Source organism: Neorhizobium alkalisoli (assembly GCF_002968635.1).
In the GTDB taxonomy this organism is placed as follows: domain Bacteria; phylum Pseudomonadota; class Alphaproteobacteria; order Rhizobiales; family Rhizobiaceae; genus Neorhizobium; species Neorhizobium alkalisoli.
The window spans coordinates 449,509-462,011 of sequence record NZ_PVBN01000001.1; the positions used below are offsets into that span (position 1 = coordinate 449,509).

Annotated in this window: 10 protein-coding genes; 5 read left to right on the plus strand and 5 right to left on the minus strand. The window is 60.6% G+C overall.

Features of this window, described 5'->3' with window-relative positions:
• Positions 1 to 43 precede the first annotated feature (43 nt).
• The 3 genes from C5L13_RS02135 to groES form a co-directional block, all read right to left on the minus strand.
• Positions 44 to 1,585, minus strand: coding sequence for a cation:proton antiporter (locus C5L13_RS02135; RefSeq protein ID WP_105381597.1), 1,542 nt, complete (start codon positions 1,583 to 1,585; stop codon positions 44 to 46).
• Between the two features lie 141 nt (positions 1,586 to 1,726).
• A complete protein-coding gene (gene groL, locus C5L13_RS02140) occupies positions 1,727 to 3,370 on the minus strand; it encodes a chaperonin GroEL (protein ID WP_105381598.1) in 1,644 nt (547 codons plus the stop codon).
• A gap of 59 nt (positions 3,371 to 3,429) precedes the next feature.
• Positions 3,430 to 3,726, minus strand: coding sequence for a co-chaperone GroES (groES, locus tag C5L13_RS02145; protein WP_004675403.1), 297 nt, complete (start codon positions 3,724 to 3,726; stop codon positions 3,430 to 3,432).
• 297 nt (positions 3,727 to 4,023) lie between these two features.
• Here groES and C5L13_RS02155 point away from each other — a divergent pair, with 297 nt between their 5' ends.
• From C5L13_RS02155 to C5L13_RS02170, 4 genes are all read left to right on the plus strand, one after another.
• Positions 4,024 to 4,842 (plus strand): chromate resistance protein ChrB domain-containing protein, encoded by an 819-nt coding sequence (locus C5L13_RS02155; protein ID WP_105381600.1) that lies wholly within the window; start codon positions 4,024 to 4,026, stop codon positions 4,840 to 4,842.
• Entirely contained in the window at positions 4,826 to 6,184 is a 1,359-nt protein-coding gene (chrA, locus tag C5L13_RS02160; RefSeq protein ID WP_245423211.1) for a chromate efflux transporter, read from the plus strand. The genes C5L13_RS02155 and chrA overlap by 17 nt, the downstream gene beginning before the upstream one ends.
• A gap of 99 nt (positions 6,185 to 6,283) precedes the next feature.
• Positions 6,284 to 7,132 carry a TIGR01459 family HAD-type hydrolase gene (locus tag C5L13_RS02165; protein ID WP_105381602.1) on the plus strand — a complete coding sequence of 283 codons (849 nt, stop codon included), beginning with the start codon at positions 6,284 to 6,286 and terminating at the stop codon, positions 7,130 to 7,132.
• A 16-nt stretch (positions 7,133 to 7,148) separates the two neighbouring features.
• Entirely contained in the window at positions 7,149 to 8,129 is a 981-nt protein-coding gene (locus tag C5L13_RS02170) for a bifunctional riboflavin kinase/FAD synthetase (RefSeq protein WP_105381603.1), read from the plus strand.
• A gap of 4 nt (positions 8,130 to 8,133) precedes the next feature.
• Here the strand turns inward: C5L13_RS02170 and C5L13_RS02175 are convergent, their stop codons facing one another.
• Both C5L13_RS02175 and C5L13_RS02180 read right to left on the minus strand, forming a co-directional pair.
• On the minus strand, positions 8,134 to 8,748 hold the full coding sequence (locus tag C5L13_RS02175) for an RES family NAD+ phosphorylase (protein ID WP_105381604.1): 615 nt from the start codon (positions 8,746 to 8,748) through the stop codon (positions 8,134 to 8,136).
• 1 nt (position 8,749) lies between these two features.
• Positions 8,750 to 9,163, minus strand: a complete 414-nt coding sequence (locus C5L13_RS02180) for an antitoxin Xre/MbcA/ParS toxin-binding domain-containing protein (protein WP_105381605.1) — start codon at positions 9,161 to 9,163, stop codon at positions 8,750 to 8,752.
• Positions 9,164 to 9,472: 309 nt separating this feature from the next.
• Here C5L13_RS02180 and ileS point away from each other — a divergent pair, with 309 nt between their 5' ends.
• Positions 9,473 to 12,451, plus strand: a complete 2,979-nt coding sequence (ileS, locus tag C5L13_RS02190; protein WP_105382040.1) for an isoleucine--tRNA ligase — start codon at positions 9,473 to 9,475, stop codon at positions 12,449 to 12,451.
• The last annotated feature ends 52 nt before the right edge of the window (positions 12,452 to 12,503 follow it).

Below are 12,503 nucleotides of genomic sequence, written 5' to 3' on the forward strand. Positions count from 1 at the left end.
AACGGAGCGGCGCCGAACGCTTTCACGGACTTTGACAAAGCGATCAGATTTCCTCGATGCGCCGGGCCTCTTCCGGCAGGACGGAAAGCTCACGCCAGTCGATCTCTTCAAGCAGAAGATTGTATTCGTCGACATTGACCTTGTGGTTCACCCGCAACCGGTCGAGCTCGTCGCGTTGGGCGGCGATCGCCATCAACGCCAGCCGACGATAGGTTTCGAGAGACGCGGCACCCGCCGAGTCAGCTATCGCCTGCTGTTCGAGCCGGAACTTTGATTGCAGCAACTGGGCTTCCGGTTCCTGCAGCCCTTCGAGCGGAGCAAGACCGGCGCTGGCAATTTCGCTCCGCCGTGCTGCCAGTTCACCGCTGCCCGCAGCCCGGCGATCGAGGCCGAGCAGGCGAATGATCGGCGCCAGTGTCAGTCCCTGAACCACGAGGGTTGCGAGAACGACGGCGAAGGCCGTGAGGACCACCATGTCGCGCTGCGGAAAATTCTCAGGCAGGGCGAAAGCGGTAGCGAGCGTCACCAGCCCGCGCATGCCGCACCAGCCGGCGAGCAGCGCCTGCCTTATCGTTGCCGGTTCGGGCTGACCATGCCACCGGGCGTATAAGGCCTGTATCCGGTTGAAGCCGACGCAGATAACAAAACGGACAACGATGACGATAACCACAGTGAGCAGGGCAAAACGGATCGCTTCACCGAGATGATCGGCCGGCATGTCGCCGACAATATCGCGCACCTGCATGCCCATCAGCAGGAAAGCCATCACGTTGAGCACGAAGACGACGGCGCTCCAGACTGCGTAGGACTGAACGCGCATGCGCGCCGAAGACCGCGTCCCGTCGCTACGTGCCAGCATCATCGCGAAGGCGACGATGGCAAGTACGGCCGAAAGCCCCAGCCGCGCGGCGGCGATCCAGAGCAGGAACGTTTGGACGAACTGCAGGAGATTGCCGCCAAGTGTGCCGCTGACAAGACCGTAGAGGCGTCTGACCAGCAATGCGGCGGCGATCCCGAGCAGGATGCCGCCCGGCACTGCGAGCGTGAGATGCAGAGCGACGGGCGTGTTGAGGCTGCCTGCGGATTGCACCGCCAAGGCCGCATCGAAGATCAGCAGGGCTGCGGCATCGTTGAATAGGCTCTCGCCTCGAAGCACGGTGTCGGTCGTGCGTGGGATGGCCATGGACGAAAGCACTGCCGTTGCAGCCGCCGCATCGGGCGGTGCGACAATCGCGCCGAGAACAAGCGCTGCAGCCAGCGGCAGACCGGCGACGGCCCAGCCGACGAAGGCGACGGCAGCGGCAGTGACGGCCACGCCCCCGATCGCAAAGACGAGGAGCGGTAACCAGAAGCGGCGCGCGATTCCGACCGGAAAATCGAAAGCGGCATCGAGCAGCGCCGGCGCGATGAAGAGAGCAAGAGCCGTCGCAGGCTCCAGCGAAATGTAAGGCATGCCCGGCACCAGCGCGACCGCTGCACCCGCCAGTGCGAGCATGGACGGATAGGGCACGGAAAGACGGCGCGAGACCTGCAACAGCACGACCGCGACAAGCAAGAGGACAAGCAGGCTCTCAAAGAAGCTCATGTGGCGACTGTAGTTCCCGTCGCGGCTTTTGTCAGCGGTGGTTTCGGTCGTCTTGCATGGACCAGAGCAAAGAAAAAGGGCGGTTCGAAAACCGCCCTTCCTGAACTGAACCGGATGGCCCAGATGTCAGACCCGAAGGTCTTACATCATGTCCATTCCGCCCATTCCGCCCATGCCGCCTGGCATGCCGCCGCCTGCAGCTTCCTTCTTCGGAAGTTCGGCGATCATGGCTTCGGTGGTGATCAGCAGCGAAGCAACCGAAGCTGCGTTCTGCAGAGCGGTGCGGACAACCTTGACCGGGTCGACGATGCCGAGCTGGATCAGGTCGCCATATTCGCCGGTCTGGGCGTTGTAGCCGTAGTTGTCTTCGTTCTTGTCGAGGATCTTGCCCACGACGATCGAAGCTTCGTCACCGGCGTTCTCGGCGATCTGGCGAACCAGCGACTGCAGCGCCTTGCGGACGATGTTGATGCCGGCTTCCTGGTCGTCGTTGGCGCCCTTGATGGTGATCTTCGTGGAAGAGCGCAGCAGAGCGACGCCGCCGCCCGGTACGATGCCTTCCTGAACGGCAGCGCGGGTCGCGTTGAGCGCGTCGTCGATGCGATCCTTCTTTTCCTTGACTTCGACTTCCGTGGAGCCGCCGACGCGGATCACGGCAACGCCGCCAGCGAGCTTGGCAAGACGTTCCTGCAGCTTTTCGCGGTCGTAGTCCGAGGTGGTTTCCTCGATCTGCGCCTTGATCTGGTTGACGCGGCCTTCGATGTCGGCCTTGGAGCCGGCGCCGTCGACGATCGTGGTGTTTTCCTTGGAGATCGAAACCTTCTTGGAACGGCCGAGCATGTCGAGCGTGACATTTTCGAGCTTGATGCCGAGGTCTTCGGAGATGACAGTGCCGCCCGTCAGGATGGCGATGTCTTCGAGCATGGCCTTGCGGCGGTCGCCGAAGCCCGGAGCCTTGACGGCAGCGATCTTGAGGCCGCCACGCAGCTTGTTGACGACGAGCGTTGCAAGAGCTTCGCCTTCGACGTCTTCAGCGATGATGAGGAGCGGCTTGCCGGTCTGAACGACGGCTTCCAGAACCGGAAGCATCGCCTGCAGGTTCGAGAGCTTCTTCTCGTGGAGGAGGATGAAAGCGTCGTCGAGGTCGGCGATCATCTTTTCCGGATTGGTCACGAAGTAGGGCGACAGGTAGCCGCGGTCGAACTGCATGCCTTCGACGACTTCGAGTTCGGTCTCGGCGGTCTTGGCTTCTTCAACCGTGATGACGCCTTCGTTGCCGACCTTCTGCATGGCTTCTGCAATGTCGAGGCCGATCTGGCGCTCGCCGTTTGCGGAAATCGTGCCGACCTGGGCAACTTCTTCGGACGTGTTGATCTTCTTGGCCTTGGCCTGGAGATCCTTGACGACTTCTGCAACGGCGAGGTCGATGCCGCGCTTCAGGTCCATCGGGTTCATGCCGGCTGCAACGGCCTTGCCGCCTTCGCGAACGATCGCCTGGGCGAGAACGGTTGCAGTCGTGGTGCCGTCACCGGCGATGTCGTTGGTCTTCGAAGCGACTTCGCGGACCATCTGGGCGCCCATGTTCTCGAACTTGTCTTCCAGTTCGATTTCCTTGGCGACCGATACGCCGTCCTTGGTGATGCGCGGAGCGCCGAAGGACTTGTCGATGATGACGTTGCGGCCCTTCGGACCGAGCGTTACCTTGACTGCGTCAGCGAGAATGTCGACGCCGCGCAGCATCTTTTCGCGCGCGGTGCGGCCGAACTTGATTTCCTTAGCTGCCATTTTGAGAACTCCTGAAAAGGGGTGTCAGCGATATTTCAGTGAAAGCTATCGGACTGAGATCAGCCGATGATGCCCATGATGTCGGCTTCCTTCATGATCAGAAGGTCTTCGCCGTTGATCTTGACTTCAGTGCCGGACCACTTGCCGAAGAGAACGCGGTCGCCGGCCTTGACGTCGAGAGCGACGACCTTGCCGGACTCATCGCGGGCGCCCGAACCGACGGCGACGATTTCGCCTTCCTGCGGCTTTTCCTTGGCGGTGTCCGGAATGATGATGCCGCCCTTGGTCTTCTCTTCAGACTCGACGCGACGAACGACGACGCGGTCGTGCAGGGGGCGGAAATTGGTGCTTGCCATTGTCTAATCCCTCGATCAAATGACATTGACGGATCACGTGATGATCCGCTGGAATGTTAGCACTCACCTCCAGGGAGTGCTAAGCGCCGCGGATGTAGGCCCGGCAAGGGAAAGAGTCAAGGATCGCGATGGAAAAAACCACGCTTTGCGACAGAGCCGGCTGATTGCTGAAGCTTGACTCTTGAGACGCAATTTCGTCTAAATGAAGCATGGGGTCTGCGAGTGCCCCACGAGGCGCCATGCCGAAATTCGCGTCCTTCATATGACTATCACATATGAACCTTAGAGGGCACGACCATGGCGACCTATAACGCGATTTCACCTGAGAAATTGGCACGACTCATCGGCACGCCCAAGGCGCCGGTGATTATCGACGTCCGCGATCGGGACGACTTTGCCGAGAGCCCCTTCCTGCTGCCGGCTTCGCTGAAGAAGGCCCACGACGACGTCGCTGATTGGGCGCCGTCGTTCAAAGGGCGATGGGTAGTAGTTGTTTGCCAGAAGGGCCGCAAGCTAAGCGAAGGCGTTGCGGCGTTCCTGCGCATAGCGGGTGCCGAGGCGGAGGTTCTGGAGGGAGGTTTCGAAAGCTGGCGGGAGCTCGGGCTGCCGCTCCTGCCTCTGGAAAAGATTCCCGAAAGGAAAACCAACGGCGCGACACTCTGGGTAACGCGAGCCCGGCCGAAGATCGACCGCATTGCCTGTCCCTGGCTGATCCGCCGCTTCGTCGATCCCGACGCCGCTTTCCTGTTCGTCTCGGCCGCGGAGGTCGAAGCCGTCGCCGAGCGCTTCGGTGCGACGCCTTTCGATGTCGAAGGCGTTTTCTGGAGCCATCGCGGCGAACTCTGCAGCTTCGACATCATGGTTGAAGAGTTTGGCCTTGTGTTTCCGGCGCTCGCACATCTCGCCCGCATCGTCCGCGGCGCTGACACCGATCGCCCCGACCTGGAGCCACAGGCCGCGGGCCTTCTGGCGATTTCACTCGGTCTGTCGCGCATGTATTCCGACGATCTGGAGCAGTTGGAGCAGGGTATGCTGATCTATGATGCGCTTTATCGCTGGGCACGCGACGCGACGGACGAAAAACATGATTGGGTGGTGCATGGCCCAAGGAAATGAAACGGTGATCGAGCAGATGGCAGGGGAAGACGTTTCGGCGGAGCCGACATTCTCCGAAATGACGTCGGTTTTCGCCCGGATCGGGTTTTTGAGTTTCGGTGGACCGGCGGGGCAGATCGGCCTGATGCATCGGATCTTGGTCGATGAGAGACGCTGGATCTCCGAGGAGCGGTTTCTCCATGCGCTGAACTACTGCATGCTGCTTCCAGGACCGGAGGCACAGCAGCTTGCAACCTACATCGGCTGGCTGAAGCACGGCGTGCGGGGCGGCATGATCGCCGGACTGCTCTTCGTGCTGCCTGGTTTGGCGGTCATTATTGCACTTTCGACAGCCTATTCGCTCTATCAGGACACGACCTGGCTGACCGGTCTCTTCTTTGGTCTGAAGGCGGCGGTGCTGGCGATCGTCGTCGAGGCGGTGATCCGGCTCGGGCGCAAGACGCTGAAGAGCCGGCTCCTCTTCGCCATCGCGGCTCTGGCCTTCATCTCGCTGTTCTTTTTCAGCCTGCCGTTTCCGCTGGTCGTGCTGATGGCGGGCATAGCGGGCTTCGTCTCCGCCCGTTCCGGCGGCCAGCCGACCGGAACAGCCGCGCCTATCGATCTTCCAAAACGTCCGCCGGCTTTGAAGGCGATTGCGACGCTTCTCTTCTGGATCGGTGTCTGGCAGCTTCCGCTCCTGGCCCTCTGGCTGGTTTCGGGCACCGAAGCGCTGTCGGCCATGTTCACTTTCTTCTCCAAGATGGCACTGGTCACCTTCGGCGGCGCTTATGCGGTGCTTGCCTATGTGGCGCAGGTCGCAGTCCAGGACTACGGCTGGTTGAAGCCGGGCGAGATGCTGGACGGACTTGCCCTGGCCGAAACCACGCCGGGGCCGTTGGTATTGGTGCTTTCCTTCGTTGGCTTCCTTGTCGGCTTCCGCGAGGCTGCGGGACTTGGGCCTGTCGCGGGCGGCGTCGTCGGCGCCCTGCTGGTCGCATGGGCCACCTTCGTGCCGAGCTTCATCTGGATTTTTGCCGGAGCACCCTTCATCGAGCGGCTCCGCGGCAATGCGACATTTTCCGCGGCCCTCTCGGCGATCACGGCCGCTGTAGTCGGGGTCATCCTCAATCTCGCCGTCTGGTTCGGCATGCATGTCCTGTTCCGCGAGGTCGGAGAGATCTCACTGTGGCAGGCGGCCGGACTTCATGTTTCCTGGCCTGTCTGGACGAGCCTCGACCTCGTCGCCTTCCTGCTTTTCCTGCTTTCGGCGTTTCTGTTGTTCCGGATGAAGGTTGGCATGGTGCCTGTGCTGGCCATATGCGCTCTCGCCGGTCTGGCGCTCAAGCTTCCGGCGCTTCTGTGACGCTGCGGTGAAATCGACGGACGTGGAACGCAAATCTCCTTGCCTTCGCGGGCAAGCTTTGCGACATCAGCGCCAATCGAAATCACGAGGCAGGCAGGTATGGCAAAGCGCATCCAGAATCTGAGCGAAGTCATCGGCGAGTATGACGTGGTTCTTTCCGACGTCTGGGGCGTCGTTCACAACGGCGTCGACCCGTTCATGCATTCCTGCAAGGCGCTCGCCGCCGCTCGTGAAGCGGGGGCGACCGTTGTCCTCATCACCAATTCGCCGCGCCCGGCGCCCGGTGTCATCCAGCAGATGCGCGCACTCGGTGTGCCGGATGAAACCTACGACCGCATCGTGACGTCCGGTGACGTGACGCAGCACCTGATCGTCGACGGCCCGAAGAAGGTCTTCCTGATCGGCCCGGACCGCGATCTCAACCTGTTCGATGGCCTCGGCGTGGAAGTCGTTTCTGCCGAACAGGCGGATTGCATCGTCTGCACGGGCTTCTTCGACGACGAAGAGGAAGTGCCGGAAGACTATACCGACATGCTGACAGGCTTTGCCAAGCGCGACGTGCCGCTGATCTGTGCCAACCCTGATCTGGTGGTCGAGCGCGGCCATCGCATCATTCCCTGTGCGGGGGCAGTCGCGGCCTATTACGAAGAGCTGGGTGGCAAGACCCGGGTCGCCGGCAAGCCGCACAGGCCGATCTACGAGGCGACTTTGGATGCGGCTCGCGAAGTGCGCGGCGATTTCCCCATGAGCCGGGTTCTGGCCATCGGTGACGGCATGCCGACCGACGTGCGCGGCGCTCTCGCCTACGGTCTCGACCTGCTTTATATCAGCAGCGGCATCCATGTGGCGGAATATACGATCAACGGTCAAACGGACGAGGCGATCTTGAACGCGTGGCTGAAGCGCGAGAATGCGACGCCGAAATACTGGATGCCGCGTCTGGCCTGAAGCGGAAATTGCATCGATGACCGTATTTCATCGCAATGAGAAAAAGGAACCGCTGCCCGAAGTGCTGAAGGGCGGCGTGGTGGCGATCGGCAATTTCGACGGGGTGCACCGCGGTCACCGCAGCGTGCTGGAGCGCGCGCTGACGCTTGCAGCGGAGCGGGGCGTTCCGGCGCTGGTGCTGACATTCGAGCCGCACCCGCGAACGGTGTTTAGGCCCGAAGAACCGGTCTTCCGCCTGACGCCCGCGCCCATGAAGGCCCGCCTTCTGGAGGCGATGGGCTTCCGTTCGGTGATCGAATATCCTTTCGATCGTGAATTTTCGACGCGCTCGGCGGAAGAGTTCATCCAGACGATCCTGGTCGACTGGCTTCATGCCAGCGCCGTCGTCACCGGCTTCGACTTCCATTTCGGCAAGGGCAGGGAAGGCGGCCCCGCCTTCCTGATGGCTTCCGGAGAACGGCACGGCTTCACGGTCTCCCTGATGGACGCGTTCCGTGACGAGAATGCCGAGGTCATTTCCTCCAGCCGCATCCGGGCGCTGCTGGGCGAAGGCGATGTGGCCGCCGCAGCTGGTTCGCTTGGTTATAGATATACAGTGGAGGCCGAAGTGATCGGCGGCGAAAAGCTCGGCCGTCAGCTCGGCTTTCCCACCGCCAACATGCAGCTTCCACCGGAAGCGGAACTGAAGCCCGGCATTTATGCCGTCCACTTTCGCCGTGCCGACGGGAGGCTCTATGACGGTGTAGCGAGCTATGGACGCCGCCCGACCGTGACGGAAAACGGTGTGCCGCTGCTCGAAACCTATGTCTTCGATTTCTCCGGCAGCCTTTATGGCGAAATCTGCTCCGTCTCTTTCTTCGGGCATCTGCGCGACGAATTGAAATTTGACGGCCTCGACCCGCTGGTCGCCCAGATCAAACGGGATGAGGAAGAGGCGCGCGCGCTACTTTCCGGCGTGAGGCCGTTAGGCGAGCTGGACGCAAAGATCGCGTTTTGATGGGCTAGCGGAGCAGCCGGCTGTCGAAGGGGTAGGAGATGACGTCCTCGACGATAATTTCGGCTGCCTGCGAATGGCGCGGGTTTATCAGATAGTTGTTGGCTGCGGGCATCACGAATGACGGGACGCGCATAAGGCAGTATTGGCCGTTCTCAAGCCATTTCATGCCAATTGACTGCGAAAGCTGTTTATTTTCAATTGGCTTCTGCATTACGTCCGCGAGCGCAGTAGGCAGATCTGAGGCGGCCGGCATTTTATCTTGGATTGATTTTATATACGCTTCTACTGTCTTTAAAGAAATGCCGAGCTGGTCTGCCAGCACTTCTACCGGCGTTCCTGTCGCGATCAGTTCCCAGAGTTCTTTTTCTCTACGACCGAGCTCCGGTCCTCTTTCGATCTGATTGAAAATCGATACTTCATCCGGGCAGCGGATCTTAATCAGCTGGAAAGAGGGTGGGATCTGATCGGGCTCGAAATGAACCAAAATCTCCAGCAACGATGTAGACGGATGATCCGAGCAATATACGACCGGTATTCCTTTTCGATGCCAGCGGCCTTCCAGCAAGACGCCGCCGCGGCCCGTCAAATCCGCATATTTGGAAATCCGCCAAAGATGCATCTCAGAAATAAATGCCGTATTCGATACGTAAAAGCTCTTCTTCTACGAGCCGTGCTCCCGTTTCGGACTCAAGCAAATCAAGAGGAACCACTTTGTTGAGTGCGCGAGAGGGTGTCCGCAGCCATCTCTGCGCCCTCTCCTTGTCGCCCAGAATACGTTCCGCAAGCTCAGCGATATTCAATAGACGCTGAGCGCTATCATTCTCCGAGACAGTAAGAGGCTCTTCTTTCTCAATACGACGCGCAAGAGTTCGCCGAGGTGCCACAAATCTATGTATTTCGTCTATCGAATAGCCGTGTTCTTTCAGAGTTTCGATAGACTTTCCGTCAAAGCGGCGAAATCGGCCCTTGGCCGCCATCTCAATGAGTTTGTGGATGGAGCTTACGCCTTCGTTCCGATTCAACGCGTGTGCCATGTGGAGCTCCGTGCCATTTGCCACAAAATATATGCGCAAATGGCATCAAAATCAAATCCGGTTTTCGGACGAAATTGACGGCGGGAATCCCCTTCCTTTCCGCCGCAAAAACCCTTAAGGAACCCCATTATGAAAGAATTCCGGCTGGCTCAGATCATTCGAATTATAGGCCCGGCCTTCCGCGCGCTTTAGGAGCGGCCGGAGGGTCCGGGTTTTCGGCGCTTGCACGAAGCGCCTTCCGCCACCGAATTTTCATCCAAGATGCGCCCCTTGAGCGCTGCCAGAGACGATTACCCGCCCATGACCGATATGACCGATACCGCCGAAAAGCTCGACTACTCGAAGACCCTCTATCTGCCTGAAACCGACTTCCCGATGCGCGCCGGACTGCCGCAGAAGGAGCCGGAACTGGTTGCCCGCTGGCAGCAGATGGACCTCTACAAGCAACTGCGCGCCTCCGCCGCCGGTCGCGAAAAGTTCGTGCTGCACGACGGCCCGCCTTATGCAAACGGCAATATCCATATCGGCCACGCGCTGAACAAGATCCTCAAGGACGTGATCACTCGCTCGTTCCAGATGCGCGGGTTCGACTCGAACTACGTTCCCGGCTGGGACTGCCACGGCCTGCCGATCGAGTGGAAGATCGAGGAGGAGAATTACCGCTCCAAGGGCAAGCAGAAGCCGGACCTCAAACAGCCGGACGCGATGATCGAGTTCCGCCGCGAGTGCCGCGCCTATGCGGAAAAGTGGATCAAGGTTCAGGGCGACGAATTCAAGCGCCTCGGCATCGTCGGCGACTTCGACAATCCGTATCTGACGATGAATTTTCACGCGGAAAGCCGCATCGCCGGCGAGCTTCTGAAGATCGCCAAGAGCGGCCAGCTCTATCGCGGCTCGAAGCCGATCATGTGGTCGGTCGTCGAGCGCACCGCGCTGGCGGAAGCGGAAGTCGAATATCAGGACTACGAGAGCGATACGATCTGGGTGAAGTTCCCGATCCCTGAATCACGCTACATGGCTCCCCAAGTCGGCAGAGATCAAGAAGGTGTTCAAACTCCGGAATGGGCGCTTACTCAGCATAAATATGCCGGTTGTTATGTCGTCATCTGGACTACTACACCTTGGACCATCCCCGGCAACCGCGCGATTGCATATTCGCCAAAGGTTGCCTACGGCCTTTACGAGGTCACGACTGCCGAAAACGATTTTGGTCCACGGCCCGGTGAGAGGCTGATCTTCGCGGATGCGTTGGCTGCCGAAAGCTTTGCCAAAGCTAAACTCAAGTATGAGCGTGTTGGTGAGGTCTCGGCACATGAACTCAGCTTGATCACGGCCAATCATCCCCTGAAGGGGCTCGAAGGTGGTTATGATTTCCCCGTCCCGCTGCTCGCCGGCGATCACGTCACCGACGATGCCGGTACCGGTTTCGTGCACACGGCCCCGAGCCACGGTCGCGAGGACTTCGAGGCGTGGACGCATCACGTCCGCGAACTGGAAGCCCGCGGCATCGACACGAAGATCCCGTTCCCGGTCGACGATTCCGGCACCTATACCGCCGATGCGCCTGGTTTCGACGGCGTGCGCGTCATGGACGACAACGGTAAGAAGGGCGATGCCAACGACCGCGTCATCAAGGCGCTGATCGAGAGGAGCGCGCTTTTCGCCCGCGGCCGGCTGAAGCACCAGTATCCGCATTCCTGGCGGTCGAAGAAGCCGATCATCTTCCGCAATACGCCGCAGTGGTTCGTCTATATGGACAAGGACCTCAAGGACGGCACGACGTTGCGCACGCGTGCGCTCAAGGCGATCGATGACACGCGTTTCGTTCCTGCAGGCGGCCAGAACCGTCTGCGCGCCATGATCGAGCAGCGTCCGGACTGGGTGCTGTCGCGCCAGCGCGCCTGGGGCGTACCGATCTGCGTCTTCGTGGATGACGAGGGCCAAATCCTCCAGGACGAAGCGGTCAACCAGCGCATCCTCGATGCCTTCGATGCCGAAGGCGCCGACGCCTGGTTCGCCGCAGGCGCCCGCGAGCGTTTCCTCGGCTCTCGCGCCAACGAAGGCTGGACGCAGGTCATGGACATCCTCGACGTCTGGTTCGACTCGGGCTCGACGCATACCTTCACGCTGGAAGACCGCCCGGACCTGAAATGGCCGGCCGACGTCTATCTGGAAGGCTCCGACCAGCATCGCGGCTGGTTCCATTCCTCGCTTCTGGAATCCGCCGCCACCCGCGGCCGCGCGCCCTATGACACGGTCGTCACTCATGGTTTCACCATGGATGAGAAGGGCCAGAAGATGTCGAAGTCGCTCGGCAACGTGGTGGCGCCGCAGGACGTCATGAAGGACGCCGGTGCCGATATCCTGCGTCTCTGGGTCATGACCACGGACTATTGGGAAGACCAGCGCCTCGGCAAGACGATCATCCAGACCAATGTGGATGCCTACCGCAAGCTGCGCAACACCATCCGCTGGATGCTCGGCACGCTCGCCCATGACGAGGGCGAGGAGATCGCTTATGGCGACCTGCCCGAACTCGAGAAGCTGATGCTGCATCGTCTGGCGGAACTCGATAAGGTCGTGCGTGAGGGTTATGACGCCTTCGAATTCAAGAAGATCGCCCGCGCGCTCATCGATTTTGCCAATATCGAGCTGTCGGCCTTCTATTTCGACATCCGCAAGGACGCGCTCTACTGCGATGCACCGTCTTCGCTGCGCCGGCGTGCGGCCCTGGCCGTGATCCGCAAGATCTTCAACTGCACGGTCACATGGCTTGCTCCGATGCTGCCGTTCACGACCGAGGAGGCCTGGCTGTCCCGCAATCCACAGGCGGTCTCCGTGCATCTCGAACAGTTCCCGGCAATCCCGGCCGAATGGAAGAACGAGGCCGTCGCCGAGAAATGGGCGAAGATCCGCAAGGTCCGCTCGGTCGTGACCGGCGCACTGGAAATCGAGCGCAAGGACAAGCGCATCGGCTCCTCGCTCGAGGCGGCACCGGTGGTCTACGTGACCGATCCGGAGCTTCTGAAGGCGCTGGAGGGGCACGATTTCGAAGAAACCTGCATCACGTCAGGCATCGCCATCGTGGCGGGCGAGGGGCCGCAGGACGCGTTCCGGCTGCCGGAAGTGCCGGGTGTGGTTGTCGATCCGGCGCTGGCAGAGGGCTTGAAATGCGCCCGCTCCTGGCGGGTGACGAAGGATGTAGGGTCCGATCCTGAATATCCTGATGTCTCGGCCCGCGATGCCGCCGCGCTTCGCGAGCTTGCGAGCCTTGGCCGCCTCGGTTGATCCAAAATAGCCGGATGATTGCGCTTTGCCGCGTCATCCGGTATTTCTGCCT